Source organism: Hymenobacter coalescens (assembly GCF_054783195.1).
The window spans coordinates 1-21,361 of sequence record NZ_BAAGRA010000008.1; the positions used below are offsets into that span (position 1 = coordinate 1).

The 21,361-nt window shown below is 64.9% G+C and carries 17 protein-coding genes; 13 read left to right on the plus strand and 4 right to left on the minus strand.

The genetic code is table 11. The features are described 5' to 3' along the window. A partial coding sequence (locus tag ACYVKQ_RS07635; RefSeq protein WP_460577263.1) for a T9SS type A sorting domain-containing protein occupies positions 1-1,258 on the plus strand: 1,258 nt, incomplete at its 5' end. A 78-nt stretch (positions 1,259-1,336) separates the two neighbouring features. After that, positions 1,337-3,922 (plus strand): ATP-dependent RNA helicase, encoded by a 2,586-nt coding sequence (hrpB, locus tag ACYVKQ_RS07640; protein ID WP_460577265.1) that lies wholly within the window; start codon positions 1,337-1,339, stop codon positions 3,920-3,922. 61 nt (positions 3,923-3,983) lie between these two features. Here the strand turns inward: hrpB and ACYVKQ_RS07645 are convergent, their stop codons facing one another. Further along, positions 3,984-4,802: a phosphodiesterase gene (locus ACYVKQ_RS07645; protein ID WP_460577267.1), complete on the minus strand. Its 819-nt coding sequence runs from the start codon at positions 4,800-4,802 to the stop codon at positions 3,984-3,986. 81 nt (positions 4,803-4,883) lie between these two features. After that, positions 4,884-5,747 carry an FRG domain-containing protein gene (locus tag ACYVKQ_RS07650; RefSeq protein ID WP_460577269.1) on the minus strand — a complete coding sequence of 288 codons (864 nt, stop codon included), beginning with the start codon at positions 5,745-5,747 and terminating at the stop codon, positions 4,884-4,886. A gap of 183 nt (positions 5,748-5,930) precedes the next feature. Between ACYVKQ_RS07650 and ACYVKQ_RS07655 the strand changes: the two genes are divergently transcribed. The 9 genes from ACYVKQ_RS07655 (at position 5,931) to ACYVKQ_RS07695 (ending at position 17,046) form a co-directional block, all read left to right on the plus strand. After that, positions 5,931-6,710: a DUF2490 domain-containing protein gene (locus tag ACYVKQ_RS07655; protein WP_460577271.1), complete on the plus strand. Its 780-nt coding sequence runs from the start codon at positions 5,931-5,933 to the stop codon at positions 6,708-6,710. Between the two features lie 95 nt (positions 6,711-6,805). Continuing rightward, positions 6,806-8,284 (plus strand): IMP dehydrogenase, encoded by a 1,479-nt coding sequence (gene guaB / locus ACYVKQ_RS07660; RefSeq protein WP_460577273.1) that lies wholly within the window; start codon positions 6,806-6,808, stop codon positions 8,282-8,284. Positions 8,285-8,471: 187 nt separating this feature from the next. Further along, entirely contained in the window at positions 8,472-10,553 is a 2,082-nt protein-coding gene (locus ACYVKQ_RS07665) for a PP2C family protein-serine/threonine phosphatase (RefSeq protein ID WP_460577275.1), read from the plus strand. Between the two features lie 20 nt (positions 10,554-10,573). Next, entirely contained in the window at positions 10,574-10,903 is a 330-nt protein-coding gene (locus ACYVKQ_RS07670) for an STAS domain-containing protein (protein ID WP_460577277.1), read from the plus strand. A gap of 26 nt (positions 10,904-10,929) precedes the next feature. Next, on the plus strand, positions 10,930-11,340 hold the full coding sequence (locus ACYVKQ_RS07675) for an ATP-binding protein (RefSeq protein WP_460577279.1): 411 nt from the start codon (positions 10,930-10,932) through the stop codon (positions 11,338-11,340). 109 nt (positions 11,341-11,449) lie between these two features. Further along, positions 11,450-13,777 (plus strand): peptidylprolyl isomerase, encoded by a 2,328-nt coding sequence (locus tag ACYVKQ_RS07680; protein WP_460577281.1) that lies wholly within the window; start codon positions 11,450-11,452, stop codon positions 13,775-13,777. A 272-nt stretch (positions 13,778-14,049) separates the two neighbouring features. After that, positions 14,050-15,432 (plus strand): peptidylprolyl isomerase, encoded by a 1,383-nt coding sequence (locus tag ACYVKQ_RS07685; protein ID WP_460577283.1) that lies wholly within the window; start codon positions 14,050-14,052, stop codon positions 15,430-15,432. Between the two features lie 108 nt (positions 15,433-15,540). Then, a complete protein-coding gene (locus ACYVKQ_RS07690) occupies positions 15,541-16,506 on the plus strand; it encodes an AAA family ATPase (protein WP_460577285.1) in 966 nt (321 codons plus the stop codon). Positions 16,507-16,584: 78 nt separating this feature from the next. Next, positions 16,585-17,046 carry a hypothetical protein gene (locus ACYVKQ_RS07695; RefSeq protein WP_460577287.1) on the plus strand — a complete coding sequence of 154 codons (462 nt, stop codon included), beginning with the start codon at positions 16,585-16,587 and terminating at the stop codon, positions 17,044-17,046. Positions 17,047-17,177: 131 nt separating this feature from the next. On the opposite strand, the gene ACYVKQ_RS07700 is transcribed toward ACYVKQ_RS07695, so the two are convergent. Further along, positions 17,178-18,062, minus strand: coding sequence for an SDR family NAD(P)-dependent oxidoreductase (locus tag ACYVKQ_RS07700; RefSeq protein ID WP_460577289.1), 885 nt, complete (start codon positions 18,060-18,062; stop codon positions 17,178-17,180). 194 nt (positions 18,063-18,256) lie between these two features. Between ACYVKQ_RS07700 and ACYVKQ_RS07705 the strand changes: the two genes are divergently transcribed. After that, positions 18,257-18,784, plus strand: coding sequence for a GNAT family N-acetyltransferase (locus ACYVKQ_RS07705; protein WP_460577291.1), 528 nt, complete (start codon positions 18,257-18,259; stop codon positions 18,782-18,784). An 82-nt stretch (positions 18,785-18,866) separates the two neighbouring features. Here ACYVKQ_RS07705 and ACYVKQ_RS07710 read toward each other — a convergent pair whose 3' ends face one another. Then, positions 18,867-19,997 carry a hypothetical protein gene (locus tag ACYVKQ_RS07710; RefSeq protein WP_460577293.1) on the minus strand — a complete coding sequence of 377 codons (1,131 nt, stop codon included), beginning with the start codon at positions 19,995-19,997 and terminating at the stop codon, positions 18,867-18,869. Between the two features lie 173 nt (positions 19,998-20,170). Between ACYVKQ_RS07710 and recA the strand changes: the two genes are divergently transcribed. Continuing rightward, on the plus strand, positions 20,171-21,259 hold the full coding sequence (gene recA, locus ACYVKQ_RS07715) for a recombinase RecA (protein WP_460577295.1): 1,089 nt from the start codon (positions 20,171-20,173) through the stop codon (positions 21,257-21,259). Positions 21,260-21,361: the final 102 nt, after the last annotated feature.

Below are 21,361 nucleotides of genomic sequence, written 5' to 3' on the forward strand. Positions count from 1 at the left end.
CGTGGCTAAGCTCGACGCTGGTGGCAACTGGCTGTGGGCCCGCCGCGCTGGCGGCACTAGCGACGACTACGTTACTGGGCTGGCGCTGGCTGGTAATACCGTGTACGCATGCGGGTCCTTTGCAAGCGTATTGGCTGATTTCGGTTCTCTCACGCTTACCAACATCTACACCGTACGGGATGGCCGGTCTGATATCTTCTTAGCGCAGCTCGACGTAACCAGCGGTACCTGGACGGGCGCATACCGGGCCGGTGGCGTCAGTACGGACTACGCCACTGCTCTAGCCACCGATGCCCAAAGCAATGTGTATGTGACTGGCGCCTACGGCGGCACCAACGCGGCATTTGGCTCAACAGTGTTGACCGGCTCTTCGAATTCATCCAAGGCTTTCGTAGCCAAGCTGGAGCCGGGGCGGGGCTGGCGCTGGGCCGTGGCGCCTGTTCACAGCGGCGGCGCCGTGGGCCAGGCTATAGCTGTAGATGACCAAGCCAAGGTCACCGTTGCCGGTGGTTTTTACGGCTGGTTGCACTTTAACGCCACTATTCTAAGGTCCAGCGGCTCGGTTGTGGTCAACGGCGTCCCTCGTCCGTTAGACGACGCCTTTGTTGCCCGGTTGGATTCGGCCGGCACGTGGCAGTGGGCCGTGCAGCCCATCGGGCAGGGCAACGAAGGCTCTATGTCGGTGGCGGTGGATGGTTGGGGCAATACCACCGTAGCCGTCAGCTTTGACCGCGGCATTGCGTTCGGCCCTGCGCAGCTTCCCAGTTCCAGCAGTAGTTCCAGTATTGCCTTGGCCCGACTCAGCCCTGCCGGCTCTTGGAGCTGGATTATGCCCAGCGGCGGCAGTAGCGCCCAAGTGCTGGACAATGGCGCCGGACAGCTTTACCTAGCCGGCACCTTCGGTCTGACAGCGGCCGGATTCGGTCCGTTTACCCTCCCGGCCAATCCGGCTCCTGCCCCTTCGGCTTATTGGGGCACAGGCTTCCTGGCCCGGCTCAGCGCCGGCCCGCTGGCCGCTGCCGGTCCCAAACAAGCCACCGATTGGACCGTGTATCCTAACCCGGCCCGCGCCTACGTCGGTATCAACGGACTGCCGCCCCGCGCCGCCGTGGAAGTGCTGGACGCCCTGGGCCGGCGCGTAGCCGGGGGCAGCACACCGGCTCAGGGCTCCTTGCGGCTCCAGCTGCCGCCGGCGCTGCCCATTGGCCTGTATACTGTACGTAGCGGTGGCCAAGCCCGGCGCCTGCGGGTCGAGTAAGCTTGTACGATTCTCTCCCAGCGGCGCCGCCGGCCCGGTTTTCCTGCGGGAAAGCCGGGCCTTACTTTTGCGGCCGCTATGCTTCTGCCCGCTTACTTCCCTAATCTGCCTATTCAGGCCGCGCTGCCCGAGCTGCTGGCGGCCCTCGCCGCCGCCAACCGCGTGGTGCTGCAGGCCCCGCCCGGCGCGGGCAAGACCACGCTGGTGCCGCTGGCGCTGCTGGAGGCGCCCTGGCGGCCCGCCGACGGCAAAATCCTGATGCTGGAGCCGCGCCGGCTGGCGGCCCGCGCCGCCGCCACGCGCATGGCGCAGCTGCTGGGCGAGCCGGTGGGCCAGACCGTCGGCTACCGCGTGCGCCTCGAAAACAAAGTTTCGGCCCGCACGCGCATTGAGGTGGTGACCGAGGGCATCCTGACGCGGCTGGTGCAGGACGACCCGGCCCTGGAAGGCGTGGCCGCCGTGCTCTTCGACGAATTTCATGAGCGCAGCCTGCAGGCCGACCTCGGCCTGGCCCTCACCCTCGACGCCCAGCAGGTGCTGCGCCCCGATCTGCGCCTGCTCGTCATGTCGGCCACGCTCGATGCGGCGCGCATGGGCGCGTGGCTGCAGGCCCCCGTGGTGACGAGCGAGGGCCGCCTGCACCCCGTCGACACGCAGTACCTGAGCCCGCGCCGCGCCGCCGGCCTCCCGCCCCGCCCCAGCGAGCGGCTGGCCGAGCTGACGCCCGCCACGGTGCGCGAGGCCCTGCAGCAGCACGCCGGCGACGTGCTGGTGTTTCTGCCCGGCCTGGCCGACCAGCGCCGCGTGGGCGAAAAGCTCGAAGCCGGCCTGCCCGCCGACGTGGACCTGCACATGCTCCACGGCGACTTGCCCCTGGACCAGCAGGATGCGGCCCTGCGTCCCGCCCCCGCCGGCCGCCGCAAGGTGGTGCTGGCCACCAGCATTGCCGAAACCAGCCTCACCATCGAAGGCGTGCGCGTGGTGGTCGACGGCGGCTACGCCCGCGTACCGCGCTTCGTGGCCCGCACCGGCCTCACCACCCTGGAAACCGTGCCCGTCAGCCAGGCCGCCGCCGACCAGCGCCGGGGCCGCGCCGGCCGCCTCGGCCCGGGCGTGTGCTACCGCCTCTGGCCCGAGGCCGACCACGCCGGCCTGCCCGCCCACCTGCCCCCCGAAATCCTCACGGCCGACCTGAGCAGCCTGGCCCTGGAGCTGGCCCTGTGGGGCGCCACCGACGCGTCGGCCCTGCTCTGGCTCGACGCGCCCCCGGCGGCCGGGCTGGCGCAGGCGCGGGAGCTGCTGGTGCGTCTCGGCGCGCTGGAACCAGCCGCTGATCCGCTCATCCACTCATCTGCTCATCCCCCCCTGCGCCCCACGGCCCACGGCCGCGAGCTGGCCCGCCTGGGACTGCCGCCGCGCCTGGGGCACCTGGTGGTGCGTGGCCGCGAGCTGGGCCACGGCCCCACGGCCTGCGCGCTGGCGGCGCTGCTGGCCGAGCGCGACATTCTGCGTGCCACCGACGGCCGCCCCGCCCCGCCCGACTTGCGCCTGCGTCTCGAAGCCCTGCAAAGCGGCCGTGCCCCCCTGCCCGGCCTCGTGCCCGACGCCGGCGGGCTGCGCCGCGTACGCGAAGCCGCCCAGGCCCTGCGCAGCCGCGCCGGGGTGCCGGCCGCCGGCTTGGAGCCCGACGTGGCCGGCCTGCTGGCGGCGCTGGCCTACCCCGACCGCCTGGGGCAGCGCGAAGGCACCGAGCGGCTGCGCCTCGTCACGGGCCAGCGCGTGCAGCTGCCGGGCGAGTTTTTCGCCGCCACCGACGTGTTTTTTGCCGCCGCGCACCTCGATGGTCCGGCCGCCGCCCCGCGGGCAGCGCTGGCCGCGCCGCTGTCGCGCGCCGAAGTGGACGAGCTATTTGCCGAACAAATCATCGAGCAGCAGGAGGTACAGTTTGATGCCGGCAGCGGCCGCGTGCTGGCCCGCCGCCTGCGGCGCCTCGGTGCCCTGATATTGTCTGAGTCGGCGGTGGCCAAGCCGGACGCGGACGCCGTGGCAGCGGCGCTGCTGGAGGGCATTCGGGCCGCCGGCCTGCGCGTGCTCCACTGGACCGACCACGCCCAGCAGCTGCGCGAGCGGCTGGCCTTTCTGCACCAGCTGTGGCCCGCGGAGTGGCCCGCCGTCACGGATGAGGCCCTGCTGGCCGACAGCGACGCGTGGCTGGCCCCGCACCTGCCCGGCCTGCGCAGCCTCGCCGACGCAGCCCGCCTCGACGTGGCCGAGTTGCTGCTGCAGCGCCTGCCCGGCGGCTGGGCGCAGCGGCAGGAGCTGGACCGCCTCGCCCCCACCCACCTGGCGGTGCCCAGCGGCTCGCACGTCCGCATCGATTACCGCGACGCGGCGGCGCCGGTGCTGGCCGTGAAGCTGCAGGAGTTGTTCGGGCTGGTGGAAACCCCGGCGGTGGCCGGGGGGCGCGTGCCGCTGCTGCTGCACCTGTTGTCGCCGGGCGGCAAGCCGGCGCAGGTCACCCGCGACCTGCGCAGCTTCTGGCAAACGGGCTATTTCGAGGTGCGCAAGGACCTGCGCAGCCGCTACCCCAAGCACCCCTGGCCCGACGACCCGATGACCCACGTGCCCACCAAGCTCACCAAGAAGCGCCTGGAAGGCCAGTAAAGCCGCCCCTTGGCTCACCCGTGGGCGGCTCATCTGTGAGCGGCTCGCCGCGGGCCGGGCGTCAGGGGCGCACCAGCCGGGGTTCGGCCAGCCACTGCGTCCCGTCGTGGGTTTCCACGATGGGGCGCGGCCCGGTGATGGGGCTGGTATGGGTGAGCAGCCCAGCCACGGGATGCCAGGTGTGCAGCAGGCAGGCGGGCGCATCGGCCACCACCTGCAGGCGGTCGGGCTGCCGGAAATCGGCCAGCAGCTGGTGCATGGTGGAGGGGCACGTCACGGCCAGCGCGCTGTGAAAGGGCCGCTGCATGGCCGCGTGCACGTGCCCGGCCACGATGCGCTCCACCTGCGGATGCCTGGACACCACGGCTCCGAACTCGGCCGCCGTATCCAGGCCCATGTTGTCGAAAGGTGCCAGGCCGGTGCGGAACGGCGGGTGGTGCATGAAGATGAGCGTGGGCCGGTCGGGCGCTTCGGTCAGCCGCTCGTCCAGCCAGCGCAGCCGCTCGGCACACAGTGTACCGCCGTCCTGTCCCGGCACGTGGGTATCCAGCCCGAGCAGGCGCAGGGGGCCGGCCTCCACCACGTACTGCATGAACCCGGGCAGCGCCTGCGTACCCTGTACCCCCACCAAAGCCTGCAAACCAGCGCGTTGGTCGTGGTTGCCGGGCACCACGTACACCGGCATGGGCAACGGCCGCAGCAACTCCTGAAACCGCGCGTATTCCGTACTGGTGCCGTGTTCGGCGCAGTCACCGGTTATCAGCACGAGGTCGGGCACGGCGGGAAGGTGCAGCAGGTGCGCCACGGCAGCCTGCAGCCGCTCCGCCGGCTCTTCGTAGCCGTCCTTGATGTGGGTGTCGCTAAGCTGAGCGATGATCATGACACAAGCACCGAAAGAAGGAGAAAAGGCCGGGGCGCTGGGCACGCCCCAGGTTCTCGGCAGGCACAAGCGGGCTGGAGCTTACATGCGCAACCCCGGGGAGCCGACGATGCCCGCGTGCAGATCGGGGCTCGCCCCGGCCGCGTACGCCTGGCTGTAGTGCCGGTGCAGCCAGCGGCTCAGCCCGCCCAGCCCCGGAAACAGCACGCGCTCGGTGATGTTGGCCTGGTCGAGCTTGTCGCGGGTTTCCCACTTCAGCCGGGCCGGGATGATGATGCGAAAGAACAGCTCCGGATGCTGCTCCAGCCAGGTATCGAGGTTGGCCTGCGGGGTGGAGAGCAAGGCGAACAGGGCGTATTGGTGCACGATGCGCGCGTCGAGGGAGGGCGGCTCCAGAAACAGCAGAAACGGCTGCTCCGGCTGCATGTCGCCCAGCTCGCGCAGGTTGCGGCACACCGGCTGCAGCAGCTCGGGCGTGAATACGTTGGAGCCTTCGGCGCGCAGGGCCTCGCGCAACCGCTCGGGCATGTACTCGGCGGCCTTCACGTAGTTCAGCGCCCAAATGACGCCGTCCTGGTCGTAGGCTTCCAGGTCGTCGGTGGCGAAGTGCAGGGCCACGTAGGGCGAGTACGTCCAGTCGAGCAGACGGGTGGGCAGGCCGTGGTGCTGCGCGACGGCCAGCCAGTCCCACACCGAGGCCTGATCGGGAATGGACGTATCGTGGGCGTACTTGCGGAAGTTGCGCAGCAGGTGGTTTTCCAGCTCGTGGTAGGGGCCGCCGAGGCGCTGCAAGCTGGTGCTCAGCGTGTAGACGCGCGAGCGGACGCCGCGGTACACGAAGGGCGAGCGAAACCGGCCGATGCGGCCGTCCCAGGTGTCGCGGAAGAGCATGTGCTGCAGTTCCTCCCAGGAGCTGACTTCGAATTCGTTCAATGAAGTGGACACGGACGACAGACTTAGGGGTCGAGCGGCCCTGCAAGTACGTAAAGTTGGCCGAAGCCGGTAACCGCCCGCCGGGGATTATGCGAAAGTGAGGGCAAAACTTAACATGCTCCACCGTAACATTCCGGTAACATTAGACGATATTCGGTAACATCGCCTTAACACACCGTTACCCGCGCCCTCCGCATGACCACACGTTTTCGCTTAGCCGGGTTGCTGCTGTTGCTTTCCGCCCCACTTGCCCAGGCCCAGATGCCCGAGAGCCGCGTGGCCGACCCAAACCGTCACCTCTGGCTGGTTTACAACGGCAGCGTCCGTTTCCACGAACACTGGGGCCTGTACACCGAAGCGCAGGTGCGCCGTGCCCGCCTCGGCCAGGCCCCGCAACAAAACCTCTTCCGGGCCGCCATCGACTACCACGCCGGTAAAAACCTCATGTTCACCGGGGGCTTTGCCTACCAGAAGTCCTTTCCCTACGGCAGCTACCCGGCCGCCAGCAACTCGCCCGAGAACCGCCTGTACGAGCAGGTGGTGCTACGCGACGAGGCCGGCCCCGTGCAGCTGCAGCACCGCTACCGCGTGGAGCAGCGCTGGATTCGGTACCCGCAGGAGCAGGATTTTACTTACCAGAACCGAGCCCGTTACCAGGTCCGCCTGCAACTGCCGTTGTTCGGCCCCCGCATCGAGCCGCGCATGCCATACGTGGTGGCCTCCGACGAGCTGTTCATCAACTTTGGCCGGCAGATACGCCACAACGTCTTCGACCAGAACCGCCTGTACGCCGGGTTCGGCTACGCCGCTACCAAGTATTTGAATCTGGAAGCCGGCTACCTCAACCAGTTGGTGCAGCAGCGCAACGGCCGCGTATTCGAACACAACCACACCCTGCAGCTCAGCGTGCTGCTCAACCTGGACCTGCGCGCCGACCAGACGCCGAGCCCCGGCCCGGCCCCGCTCACGGATTAGCTTTCCATTAAGTAAGCCCCTGATTCGTCGGGAGTCCGGAATTCGCCGTAGCTTTGCGTGGCAAGAGGAGTCAACTACGCTAAAGCCTTTTGCCTATGGCCGCCGAACCCGCCGCCAAGATTGCCTTCGAGGCCCTGACCTACGACGACGTACTGCTGCTGCCAGCTTACTCCGAGGTTCTGCCCCGCGACGCCGACGCCGGCACCCGGCTCACCCGCCGCATCACCCTGAACATTCCGTTCATCTCGGCCGCCATGGACACGGTGACCGAGTACGACATGGCCATAGCCATGGCGCAGGAGGGCGGCATCGGCTTCATCCACAAAAACATGAGCATCAAGCAGCAGGCCAACCAGGTGCGCCGGGTGAAGCGCAGCGAGAGTGGCATGGTGCTCGACCCCATCACCCTGAGCGACGCGGCCACCCTGGCCGACGCCCAGAAGCTGATGCGCGACAACAAAATCGGCGGCATTCCCATCGTCGACGGGGAGCGGCGCCTGCTGGGCCTGCTCACCTCCCGCGACATGCGCTTCGAGAAGGACCTGACGCGCTCCGTGACGGAGGTGATGACGCCCGGCGCCCGGCTCGTGACTACGCCCGTGGGCACCGACCTGGCCCAGGCCGAAGTGGTGCTGCAGGACAACCGCGTGGAAAAGCTGCCGGTCGTGGACGCCGAGGGGCGCCTGCAGGGCCTCATTACCTACCGCGACATCCGCAAGCGTCGTAGCCGGCCCCGCGCCTGCAAAGACGAGTTCGGCCGCCTGCGCGTGGGGGCCGCCGTGGGCGTCACGCCCGACACCCTGGACCGCGTGAAGGCCCTGGTGGAAGCAGGCGTCGACGTTATCAGCATCGACACGGCCCACGGGCACTCCAAAGGCGTGCTCGACATGGTGCGCCGCGTGAAGCAGGAATTCCCGAATCTGGAGCTGATTGCCGGCAACGTGGCCACCGGCGCGGGCGCCCGCGCCCTGGCCGACGCCGGCGCCGACGCCGTGAAGGTGGGCGTCGGGCCCGGCTCCATCTGTACCACCCGCATCATCGCCGGCATCGGCGTGCCGCAGCTCTCGGCCGTGATGGAAGCCGTCCGCGGCCTCGAAGGCACCGACGTGCCGGTCATTGCCGACGGGGGCATCAAGTTCTCGGGCGACGCGGTGAAAGCCCTGGCCGGCGGCGCGTCGAGCATCATGATCGGCTCCTTGCTGGCCGGTACCGAGGAGGCACCCGGCGAGGTCATCATTTACGAAGGCCGTAAGTTCAAGACCTACCGCGGCATGGGCTCGGTGGAAGCTATGGAGGAAGGCTCGAAGGACCGCTACTTCCAGGACGCCGAGGACGACGTGAAAAAGCTGGTGCCCGAGGGCATCGTGGGGCGCGTGGCCTTCAAGGGCAGCGCCGCCGAGGTGCTCTACCAGCTGGTGGGCGGCCTGCGCGCCGGCATGGGCTACGTAGGTGCCGCCGACGTGCCCACCCTGCAGCAGGCGCAACTGGTGCGCATCACCGGTGCCGGCCTGCGCGAGTCGCACCCCCACGATGTGCAAATTACCCGCGAAGCCCCCAATTACAGCTCACGCTAAGCGCGTTGGCTTTTCGCTAAGCAACCGGCAAGCCGCCGCCCGAAACCGGGCGGCGGTTTTGTTTGCAGCCCGCTGCCGTTGCAACGCCGCGAAGCACCTGATCCATTTTGCGAGCGGTTCGTATCTTGGGCATCTGATTCGGTTTGCCGCGCCCCCAGCGGACGCGTTCTGGCCCTTACTTCTCCGCATGATTGCATTTCTCCGCAAGCTTCTTCCGGCCGCGCTGCCCCTGGCAGTTTTTAGCTGGTTGGCTTTGCTGGTTTGCATGCTGCTGCGCGCCAGCCCGGCGGCCGCGGCCCGCTGGGGCACGCCGCCCGACTGGCTCATCCTGACCACGCAGGCTGTGTTTGCCGGCTGCGTGTTCGTGCAGGAGCGCAGCCGCCCCGACCGCCTGCGCGGCACCGACTTCGTGCCCCTGCTCCGGCAGTTGCTGTACTGGCCCGGCGTGCTGGCCGGCGTGTGCGTGGTGCTACACCTGGCCGAGCGCCAACTGGCCGCGTACCTGCCCGACCGCGGCCCGGTGTTGCTGAACGCCTTCTACGTCATCAACCTCGGCCTCTTCGTGTATTTCCTGGCCCGCACGTGTTACACGTGGCGGACGCTGGTTTTTTTCCGGGCCCAGCCCCGCCTCCGCCGGGAGTGGAAATGGTTCGAGCTGCTGCTCGGGGCTACGCTCATGTTTCGCCTGCTGGAGGGCGACGAAACCCCGTGGTACCTGTTGCCGGTGCTGGCCGTGCTGGCGGGCCTGGGCGTGTACCTGAGCGCGCACCAGCAGTGGGTAGCTTACCTGAACAAGCGCCAGAAATGGGAGGTCGTCTTTCTGCAACTGGCCGTCATGGGCATGATGGCGGTGTTTCTGGTGTACTTCCTCAGCCTGCAGCAAGACCCTGCGCTGGCCGGTCCGCTGGCCCAACACGCCTTCCTGGTGCTGACGAGCTTTTTCGCCGGCTTCTACGCCGTGATGGGTTTCTTGGTGACCCTGTTCAACCTGCCCACGGCGGGCGTGTTCGAGCAAAAGCGCGAGGAAATCCTGAGCATGCAGCGCCTCTCGCAGTTGATTCAGAAAGGCCAGAGCGAGCGGGAAGTGTACGCCCTGCTCTTCGACTCGACGGTGCAGACCGTGGAGGCCGATGCGGCTTGGCTGGAGTTGGCGGCCGACAGCACCGCCCCCGATTTGGAGTACCAAATAGACACGGGGGCCCGCGCGGGCATCACCCGCCTGCTGGCCGACTACAACATCGGTCACATCGAGTACCTCAATAACGACTTGCCCAACAGCGCCGGTTTCCGCGCGCTGGACCTGCCCTACGGCTCGCTCATCGTCATGCCCCTACGCTCGGCCAAGCACCACTACGGCACGCTCTACCTGCTCAAGGAAGTGCGCCAAGGCTTCGACCGCGAAAACATGAGCCTGCTGCACATCTTCACCAGCCAGACGGTACTCAGCATCGAGAACCTGCGCCTGCTGGAGGAGTCGCTGCAGACGGAACGGGTAAAAGAGGAGCTCAAGATTGCCAGTCTGGTGCAGGAAAGCCTGATTCCGAAAACCCTGCCGGCCGACAGCTGGTTTGAGATTCGCTGGCACAGCCTGCCGGCCCGCGAAGTGGGCGGCGACTTCTACGACTTTCTGCAGCTGAGCGCCTCGCGCATTGCCATCATCATCGGCGACGTATCGGGCAAGGGCACCACGGCGGCCTTCCACGTGGCGCAGATGAAGGGCATTTTTCACTCGTTGATGCTGCTCGACAAGCCCGAAAAGGGCCAGCCATTGCAGCCCAGCAAGTTCATGAGCATGGCCAACCAGGCACTGAGCCACTGCCTGGAGCGCAGCTCGTTCATCACTGCCTCTTTCTACATCGTCGACTACAAAGAGCGGGGATTCGCCTTCGCCCGCGCCGGCCACTGCCACACGCTCTATTACAACGCCATTACCGAGGAAACTTTCTACTTCCAGACCGAGGGCCTGGGCTTGGGCATCATTCGCGACGCGTCCTACGAGAAGCGCATCAAGAATATGTACTACGACTACAACCCCGGCGACGTGATGGTGATGTACACGGACGGCATTGTGGAAGCGCGTAACGCCGCCGGCGAAGAATATGGCGAAGACCGCCTGCGCGCGCTGCTGGAGCGCAGCCATTACCTGGAAGCCGAGGAAATCAAGCAAAGCATCATCCGCGACCTGGAGCAGTTCAGCCGCGGCCTGCCGCCCTTCGACGACCAGACGCTGCTCATCATTAAGTTCAAGAACGCCCAACCCATGGTCTAGCCGCCGCGTAGACTTCTGCTATGAAAATTGCACAGCAAGCCGCCAACGATACCCTCACGCTCAGCCTCGACGGCGAGCTGGACGCCAGTTCTTCCGTATCGCTCGATTCGGAGCTGACCAAGCCCGAAGTTCTCTCCTACCGCAAGGTCATGATCGACTGCCAGCGCCTGAATTACATCTCATCGGCCGGCCTAGGCGTGTTCATCTCGCACCTGCAGCGCTTTCAGGACGCGGGCGTGAAACTGGTGTTCTTCAACATGCAGGACAAAGTCCACAACGTGTTTGAAATCCTCGGGCTCGACTCGCTGATGACCATCGTGCCCACCGAGCAGGAAGCCACTGCCGTCTAGCCCGCTGCCCTGTGTCTACCTCCGCCATGAAGCACGCCATCCGCATCAGTTGCAGCCGCAGCAATCTGAAGACGGTGCGCGATTTTGTGGCCGGCATTCTGCAGGAGCACCGCCTATCCGACATCCTTCAGAACCAGATTATTCTGGCCGTGGATGAAATCGTGGCCAACCTGATCATCCACTCCAACCAGGAAGACGCGAGCAAGCACCTCGACATCCGGGTGGCAGTGGAAGACCACGAGTTTCGCTTCGAGGCGGAGGACGATGGCGAGTCGTTTTCGCCCGCCGAGTACCGCGACCCGGATCTGGAGGAACACATCCGCATCGGCAAAAAGGGCGGCGTGGGCATTGCCCTCGTCAACCGTATCATGGACCGGGTGGAGTTTACCACCGTCGGCACGCGCAATTTTTGCCGCCTGAGCAAGCACCTGCCCTGAGCGTCAGCGCTTCGGCAGCCGCCGATTTTTGCGTAACATTGCGACAAGCAGCCGTCCGTGACTGGCGTGACCAGCGTTGCGGACGGCTTTTTTGTGCCAATTAGTTTCTATGCGTAGCAACCGCATTCTGTTTTCGGGCGCCGCCGTAGCGGCGACAGTGCTGGCCGCGTGCCAGGCCTCTAAACCCACTACCGCCTCCACCTCCCAGCCGGTTCTGATGACGCTGGGTACGCACAGCGTACCGGCCTCGGAATTCGCCTACGTGTACCGCAAGAACAACAGCTCCGCCCCGGATGCCGGTACCCGCGCCAGCGTGCAGGAATACCTGAACCTGTACACCAACTTCAAGCTGAAGGTGCTGGAAGCCGAGACCAAGGGCCTCGACACCACCCAGGCCTTCAAGCGCGAGCTGGACGGCTACAAGCAGCAATTGGCCCAGCCCTACCTGACGGAGAAAAGCGTCACGGACCAGCTGGTGCGCGAAGCTTACGACCACTCCCAGAAGGAGGTCAACGCCTCGCACATCCTGGTGCGCATCACGCCCGAAGCCGACCCCAAGGACACGCTTACGGCTTACCAGAAGGTAATGGCCCTGCGCCAGCGCGTGACCGGCGGCGAAGATTTCGAGAAGGTAGCCCGCGAAACATCGGAAGACCCGTCGGCCCGCGAAAACGGCGGCCGCCTGGGCTACTTCACGGCGCTGCAGATGGTATACCCGTTTGAAGCCGCCGCCTACAAGACCCCGGTGGGCCAGGTGTCGCAGCCGATTCGTACCCGTTTCGGCTACCACATCATTAAAGTCAACGACATGCGCCCGGCTCAGGGCGAAATCAAGGTGGCCCACTTGATGGTGCGCGCCACGCCGGGCATGCCCAAGGCTGACTCGGTAACGGCTAAAAAGAAGGTAGACGAGCTCTACAGCCGGCTGCAGAAGGGCGAGAATTGGGAAAAGCTGGTAGCCCAGTTCTCCGAGGACGCCGGCTCGGCGGCCAGCGGGGGCGAGTTGCCGCCCTTCGGCACGGGCCGCATGATTCCGTCCTTCGAGGAAGCCGCCTTTAAGCTGCAGACGCCCGGTCAGTTGGCCGCGCCCGTGCAGACGCCCTACGGCTGGCACATCATCAAGCTGATCGAGAAGCAGCCGGTACCTTCCTTCGAACAGATGGAGCCCGGCCTCAAGCAGAAAGTGGCCAAGGACTCCCGCTCGGAGCTGAACCGCGCCGCCTTCATCAAGCGCATCCGCACCGAAAACCAGTTCACGGAAATCGTGCCCCTGCGCGACCTGCTGCTGGCCCAGGCCGACACCTCGCTTACCGCCGGCCGCTTTAAAAGCGAGGCTTACTTGACCAAAGTGGCCAACGTCACGCCGGCGGCCAAAGCCAAGAAAAGCACCGTGGCCGCCACCACGCCCCTGTTCACCATCAAGGCCCAGCCGTACACGGTCAAGGATTTTGCGGCTTTCGTGGAGCAGCGCCAGCAGCCCCGGCCGGGTACCACGCCCACCTACGCCATGCAACTGCTGTACGACCAGTTTGTGGAGCAAAGCCTGATGGACTTCGAGCGTAACAACCTCGAAACTAAGCACGAAGACTACCGCATGCTCGTGAAGGAGTACCGCGACGGCATCCTGTTGTTCCAGCTCATGGACGAGAAGGTGTGGTCAAAGGCCATCGAGGACACCGTGGGCCTGCAGAAGTACTTCGCCGAGAACCAGGCCAAGTACCAGTGGGAGCCCCGCGTGCAGGCCACCGTCATCAGCGCGGCCACGCCGGAGCTGCTCAAGAAAACCCAGCAGCAGCTGGCCGTGGGCCGCTACACCGTCACCCGCGAAGTTCCCGGTCCGTTTGAGTTCCGCCCCGGCACCACGGAGCTGACCAAACTTTCGCTGCTGGCCCGCACCTCGCTGACCGAGCGCCTAACCAATGATCCGACGCTTAACGTACGCCTCGTGGGGCAGATCAAAGCCGGCGAGAAAGGCGCCAACCTGGCCCTGCGCCGCGCCCAGCACCTGGCCGATTACCTCAAGCGCCAGAAGATTGACGCCAGCCGCATCAGCGTGGCGGCCGCGCCCCGCGCCGGCGCCGCCGTCACCCGCGTGGAGCTAACGACTACTCAACTCAGCGGCCTGGAAGAAATGATGAACGTGCAGAACCCGCTGGCCGTGCAGGTGCAGCAGCGGGCCTTCCCGAAGGGCGACAACAAAGCCGTGGACGCCGTACCGCAGCAGCCGGGCACTCACACCACGCAGCAGGATGGCCGCTACCACGCCGTCATCGTGGAAAAGGTGCTGCCGGCGGGCCCCAAAACCCTCGCCGAGGCCCGTGGCCAGGCTACGTCCGACTACCAGAACTACCTGGAGCAGCAGTGGGTGCAGGAGCTACGCGCCAAGTACCCGGTAACCGTCAATGAGGCCGAGGTCAGCAAGCTGGTGACCAAATAAGCTCGCCACCGGCCCGAAAACACGGATGCCACGACTTCCCGGTCGTGGCATCCGTGTTTTCGGACGCTGGATACTGCAGGACGCGGCACCGGCCCTTGCAACCCCGCCCCCGGCGGCCGACTCTTTCCGGCACGGAGGCGCAGGTTTTTGCCCGCGCAGCTATTTATGTTGAAATTTACCGGCCGCTTTTGGCGTTGGCCAATACGGAGCGGGGGGCGCGCCGCAGCGTAAGCTGCGCGGCCGGGCCCGCCGCCGATGCTTTTTCTTCTGACATGACCCAAGTATTTCGTTTGGCGGCCCTGTTGCTGCTGGCCCTCACTGCCTTCGGCAGCGCCCAGGCCCAAGTGCTGGCCGGCCTCGGCCGCCCCACCAACTCCAAGCAGGTGGTCGACGGCATCATCGTGAAGGTGGACAATCAGATTGTGCTCCGCTCCGATCTGGATGCCATCTACCAGCAGCAGGTGCAGCAGGCCGAGGGCAAGCCCCTGCCGCCCGACCTGCAGTGCAAGATTCTGCAGTCGCTCACGCTCAACAAGCTGCTGCTGGCCAAGGCTGAAACCGACTCGGTGGTGGTGACCGACGAGCAGGTGACCGGCGAGTTGAACCGCCGCATGAACTATTTCATCCAGCAGATCGGCTCGGAAAAGCGCTTGGAGGAGTATTACAACAAGCCGCTGCGCCAGATCAAAGAGGAGCTGCGCGGGCAGGTAAAGGAACAGCTGCTCCAGCAGAAGATGCAGGACCAGATTTCCGGCAAGGTGACCGTGACGCCCCGTGAGGTGCGCCAGTTTTTCAGCAAGATTCCCAAAGACTCGCTGCCGTACTACTCCACCGAAGTGGAGGTGGGGCAAATCGTAAAGCTGGCCAAGCCCGACCCCAAGGCCGAGCAGGCCGTGGTGGCAAAGATGAACGATTTGCGCGCCCAGATCCTGGCCGGGGCCGACTTTGCGGAGCTGGCCCGTCAGAACTCTGAAGACCCCGTATCGGCCAAGGACGGCGGCAACCTGGGCTTCTTCAAGCGCAAGGAGCTGGTGCCCGAGTACGAGGCTGCCGCGTTGCGCCTGCAGCCCGGCGGCCTCTCGCCCATCGTCAAATCGCAGTTTGGCTACCACCTCATCCAGCTGATCGAGAAGAAGGGCGACTCATATAACACCCGCCACATCCTGATGAAGCCGGCCGCAGGCGGGGCCGACGTAGACCTGGCGACCAACGAGCTGAACCGACTGCGCACCCGCATCCTGGCCGATAGCCTCACCTTCGCCAAGGCGGCGAAGGACAACTCCGAGGACAAGGAAAGCAGCGGCAACGGCGGCCTGCTGCAGAACCGTCGCGACGGTAGTTCTTACCTCCCGCTCGACCAACTCGACCCGGCCATCTTCTTCACCATCGACACGATGAAGGTGGGCAGCATCAGCAAGCCCCTGCCCTACCGCACCGACGACGGCAAGGACGCGGTGCGCATCATCTGGCTGAAGTCGAACACGCCGCCGCACCAGGCCAACCTGAAGGACGACTACCAGAAGATTTCCACGGCGGCGCTCAACCAGAAAAAGAACAAAGCCCTCGACGAGTGGTTTCTGCGCAACCGTGGTACCGTCTTCATCGAAGTCGATCCGGAATTTGCCGGCTGCAAAGTCCTGGACGTCGAACAATAAGCGGTTGGCAGCTGTCAGCTTTTAGTTGTCAGGTCGCGCAGCCCCGCCGCGCGCAGCCCGACCATATCAAACTGACAACTCGCAACGGACCACGCACAACTCCCCTTAATGCGCACATACACCTCGGATAAAGAAGCGGCTGACGCCCTGGCGCAGTCGTACCGCACGCTGCGGCAGGAAATCGGCAAGGTCATCGTCGGACAGGACGAGGTGGTGCGGCTGCTGCTCACCGCCGTTTTCTCGCAGGGCCACGCCCTGCTGGTGGGCGTGCCGGGCCTGGCCAAAACGCTGCTGGTGCAAACCATCAGCGACGCGCTGGACCTCTCCTTCAACCGCATTCAGTTCACGCCCGACCTGATGCCCTCGGACATCGTCGGCTCGGAGACGCTGAACCAGCAGCGGGAATTTCACTTCGTGAAGGGGCCGATTTTCGCCAACATCATCCTCGCCGACGAAATCAACCGCACGCCGCCCAAGACGCAAGCGGCCCTGCTCGAGTCGATGCAGGAATACGCCGTGACGGTGGCTGGGCAGCGTTACCCCTTGCAGCGCCCGTTCTTCGTACTAGCCACCCAGAATCCCATCGAGCAGGAGGGCACCTACCCGCTGCCCGAGGCCCAGCTGGACCGCTTCATGTTCAACATCACGCTGGATTACCCCAGCTACGAGGCGGAGCTGCAGATCGTGAAGAACACCACGGCCGACATCAAGCAGCGGGTGCAGAAAATCCTGCACGCCGACGACATCGAAGCCTTTCAGCACTTGGTGCGCCGCGTGCCCGTAACCGATAACGTGATTGAGTACGCGGTGAGCCTGGTGCACAAGACCCGCCCGGGCGGCCCGCGCGCCGCAGCCCGCGCTACGCAGCTGCTGGAATGGGGTGCCGGCCCGCGCGCCTCGCAGCACCTCATCGTGGGGGCTAAGTGCAACGCCCTGATCAACGGCAAGTATTCGCCCGACATTGAGGACGTGCGGGCCGTGGCTCCGGCCATCCTGCGTCACCGCATCGTGCGCAATTTCAAGGCCGAAGCTGAAGGCGTGACGGTGGACCAGATTGTAACCGAACTTTTGTAGATCTGAGCAGGCAGCAGCGAGCTCGGCTACCGACCTCCGGCGCCAACCCCAGTACTAACTTCTCCCTTTTTGACCCTCATGGAAGTCCCAGGCTACTACGACAGCTTTCCCCGCAACCTGCACCTAGTGGACGACGCGTTGCGCGCCGGCCTCGACCTGCGCACCACGGCGCTGAATACTTCGTTGCCGCTGGAAATCTACGTGCTCAGCGAAGTGCTGAACCACGGCGGCGCCAGCTTCCAGCTCACCACCGACGGCCTGGCCCGCGTAGCCGAGTTCAAGCAGCAATACGAAGCCAGCTTCGACGCGGCCAACGCCATCATGCGCCGCCAGCTCGACGACGCGAAGGACTACATGAAAACCCCGGAAGGGCGCGTGCTGACTAAGGAAATGCTCATCCGCCGCCTGGAATTCTTCAACGAAGCCGCCCGCCAGATGAACGTGATGCGTACCCAGCAGTCCTTGGGCAGCCCGGCGCAGTACCGGCACCCCCACCTGCCGGAAGCCGCGCTGATATCGACGCTGCCCGCGCAGCGCTAAAGCACAAGTGGTGCCCCGACTCTGAGAGTCGGGGCACCACTTCATTTAAGTCGCTTCGTTTGGGAAGCCCGGGCTACGTGTAGCTTAAAAATAGTGGTGCCACGGCTTGGAGCCGTGGCACCACTATCGTTTTAGCCCAGGTGCTTCCACTCGTCCTGCTTGCGGATTTCGGCGTGGCCGTCCATGGCGTGCTCCAGCTTCAGCTCCCCTTCCGGCTCCTTTTTTAGGCTGCTGGGTACCTCGGCGCCGTGCGGTCCTTTCGAGTTGGTCACACCGCCGTCGACGAAGAACAGCGCGCCCGTCACGAAACTGGCTTCTTCGGAGGCCAGGAACAGGTACACGTTGGCAATTTCCTCGGGCGTGCCGCGGCGGCCCATCGGTGTGCCTTCCACCGTTTGTTTTTCCATCTTGGCCGACATCGGGCCGGTTTCCTTGTGCGTCCAGGCCGTGTCCACGGGGCCGGGGCACACGCAGTTGGCGCGCACGCCCTCTTTGGCCTGCTCCGTCGACACGCCCTTCATGAAAGCGTGGATGAAGGCCTTGGTGCCGCCGTAGGGCGTATTTTCCGGAATGCCCATCCACCCCGCCTCCGACCCGGCCGACACGATGTTGCCACGCGTCTTCTGCAGCTCCGGAATAGCCGCGCGGGTCATCATAAAGCAGGAATAGACGTTGTTTTTGATCATGTACTGAAACGCATCCACGGGGTACTTGTCGATGGTGGAAGTAGCCGGAAACACGCCCGCGTTGTTGATCAGGATGTCGAGCTGGCCGAACTCCTTGACGGCAAAGCGCACGCAGGCTTCGGCGTCTTCCTGCTTCGAAATGTCGCCGGTATACGCCAAGGCCCGGCCACCGGCTTGCTGAATTTCCGCCACGACCTCCTCCACCGGGTCTTCGGGAAAGCCGCACACGACCACGGCGGCGCCTTCCCGGGCAAATTTCTTGCTGATGGCCTCGCCGATGCCCGCGCCGCCGCCGGTCACAATGGCTACTTTGCCTGCTAATCGATTCATGGGGTGTAAGGTGTTTGGGGTTGGTAACTCCGGCCACGCGCTGTGGCACAGTGCACTCTGCAACGCGTCCCGCGCGGCGGGGTTACTGCCCTGCTCCCGCCCGCACCGCCTTTTTTATCATTTCGGCGCGACGGCGCGCAACCGTATGGCCCCGGCTTGCGTGTCCGAAAGAGCTGCTTATGTCCCTGTTGCCCATGCTTCCGCCGGCGCCGCTCCGCACGGCCCGCCTGCTGCTCCGCCCTTACGCCCCCGCCGACGCGCCGGACTTCTACGCGCTGCTCGCCGCTGAGGGGCCGCGCCTGGAACCGGCTTTTCCGCGCCGCGTGGCTGCCGTGCGCACCCTCGCCGACGCCGAGCGCACCCTCCAAACCTTTGCCGGACAGTGGGGCCAGCGCCGCCTGCTGGTCTGGGGCATCTGGCACCGCGCCAGCGGCCATTACCTCGGCGACATCAGCCTGCAGCCCGACACGCCCCGCATCCGCGGCGGCGAAATCGGCTACTACCTCGGCGCCGGCGCCGAGGGCCAGGGCTATGCCCGCGAAGCCCTGGGAGCCGTTGTCGACTTCGCATTCGCGCACCTCGGCACCCGCCTGCTCACCCTGCGCTGCCGCCCCGAAAATGTGCGCAGCCAGGCCACAGCCGTCGCGCTGGGCTTTCAGCGCACCGGCCCCGAAGAACCGGGCATCTGGCACTACGCGCTGCAGCGCACCGATTTTTTCTGAGGCCAGGATTGGAGGCCAAGAGTTATAGCTGCGGCGGCCCGCAACGAGCTATGTTAATCCGCTGTGTCCCTTAGTGGGGCCATCAGTCGCGCGTGAGGGTGGTCAGCCGAAACTCGCGGTTGAAGTTGATGTAGGTGCCGAAGGAAAATTCGATCTGCCGGTTGGTGAAGTCGTAGAACGGCTCAAAACGGGTGCTGAGCGTGAGCCCGTCGGTGAGGCGGTAGTCGCTGAACAGGCGCAGGATAAGCAAATGGCGGTTGCGCTCCGTGTAGTTGGGGTTGCGCACGGTGGCCGACACCGACTGGTACAGCGGCCCGCCCTGCGGTGCCACGAAACCGTTGCCCTGCCAGTAGCTGAGTTGGATCTTCGTGAAGCGCGTGTCGGCGCCCAGGTTCAGGTATAGGCCGGTGCCGTTCTTGTAAGGCAGTTCCCGCGTGAAGGAGTAGTCGTGGAAAAAGGTGCCGTAGGCATCGGCGTACCAGCTGTGCAGAAAAGAGCGGCCCACTTCCTTGCGGACGCGCAATCCGCTGGCCACGTTGAAGAGCGTCTGCAGCGGTGTTTCGATGGTGTCGAGCTGTCCGCCGCGGTGGGTGGCCAGAAACTGGAAGGGCACCCGCACCAGCCAGCCACTGGAGTCGCACACCACGGCCGCGTCGGCCACCAGCCCGCCGGCTATGCGCTCCTGAAAATCGCTGAAGCGGTATTGCTGCCGTTGCCAGTCCACCCAGGCATCCACGGCCCAGCGGCGCGTGGTGTACTGGTATTGCATGCCCTCCTCGAGCCGGTGAAGCATCACCCGCTCAAAATCGAACAGCGGCTCGATGTAGTTGTGGTTCAGGTGTCCTTCAATGTTGCCAAACAGGATGCGGTGCGGGCCCGTCTGGTAGATGGCCGTGAACAGGGGCTGCACTTGTCGCAGGCGCGGGTTGCCGTAGTCCTTGTAGAGAAAGATGCCTCCCTCCAGCCGTAGCTTGGGGCTGGGGAAGTACGCCAGCCGCGTAGCCAGTTGGGTGCCGTAGTAGGTGCGGCCCTCAAAAATCTTGTTGAAATATTCGTTATCCTTCGTGAAGAGGAAGGCCTGCACGGCCAGCCGCAACTGGTTGTCGTACTCGGGCCGCACCGGCGTGCGGTACTGAAACGCCCGGTTGTCGAGCTGCGCCCATGCTAACTGACTTGTAAAACCCAGAAGCCCAATAGCTAATAGTTTTAGCAAAGATTTTCTCATATATTTATTGCCCAACTGGCACAAAAACGAGGTCGGCTGCGTTAAAAAAAGCTGTCTGTAACGGACGCCAGCGCGGTTTTTCCGTTCTTGGCTTCCGGCACCGGCCGCATCGTCCAAAGCGACTTTCAAACCTACATCATATCTCCCCAACCCCAGCACACATGGCTGCTACCACTGACAAAACGGTGAACCAGAACGCCGAGAAACTGAAGGCGCTCCAGCTCACGATGGACAAGCTCGACAAGGCCTACGGCAAGGGCACCGTCATGAAGCTGAGCGACAACAAAGTGGGGGACATCCCCGCTATCAGCACCGGTTCGCTCGGGCTGGACATTGCCCTGGGCATCGGTGGCCTGCCCCGCGGCCGCGTCGTGGAAATCTACGGCCCGGAATCGTCGGGTAAGACTACGCTCACGATGCATGCCATTGCCGAAGCTCAGAAGAAGGGTGGCATCGCGGCCTTCATCGACGCCGAGCACGCCTTTGACCCGATCTATGCCCAGAAGCTCGGCATCGACACCGAAAACCTCATCATTTCGCAGCCCGACAACGGTGAGCAGGCCCTGGAAATCGCCGATCAGCTGATTTCCTCGGGTGCCATCGACATCATTGTTATCGACTCCGTGGCCGCGCTGGTGCCGAAAGGCGAACTGGAAGGCGACATGGGCGACTCGAAAGTGGGCCTGCACGCCCGCTTGATGTCGCAGGCGCTGCGCAAGCTCACCGGCACCATCAACAAAACCGGCTGCTTGTGCATTTTCATCAACCAGCTGCGCGAGAAAATCGGCGTGATGTTCGGCTCGCCCGAAACCACCACCGGTGGTAACGCCCTGAAGTTCTATGCCTCGGTTCGCCTCGACATCCGCCGCATCGGCCAGATCAAGGAGGACAAGGACAACGTGACCGGCAACCGCACCAAGGTGAAGGTGGTGAAGAACAAAGTCGCGCCGCCTTTCAAGGTGGTCGAGTTTGACATCATCTACGGCGAGGGCATCTCGAAAGTCGGCGAAATCCTCGACCTGGCTACCGATATGGGCATTATCGCCAAATCGGGCTCGTGGTTCTCGTACAACGGCAACCGCCTGGGCCAAGGCCGCGAAGGCGTGAAAACCATCCTGCAGGACAACCCCGAGCTGGCCGACGAAATCGAAGCCAAGGTGCGACAGATGGCCAAGGGTGAGCCCGAAGCCGTAGCCGCCGCCATTCCGGTGGACATGAGCGGTCCGGAAGACGGCGAAGACACGCTCTAAGCCCCACTGCTTTTCGTAAAAGCCCGCTGCACGTTGTGCGCTTGTCCTTACCCAAAACTTGAGAAGCGCCGGCCGGTAGGTCGGCGCTTCTGCTTTACCGAT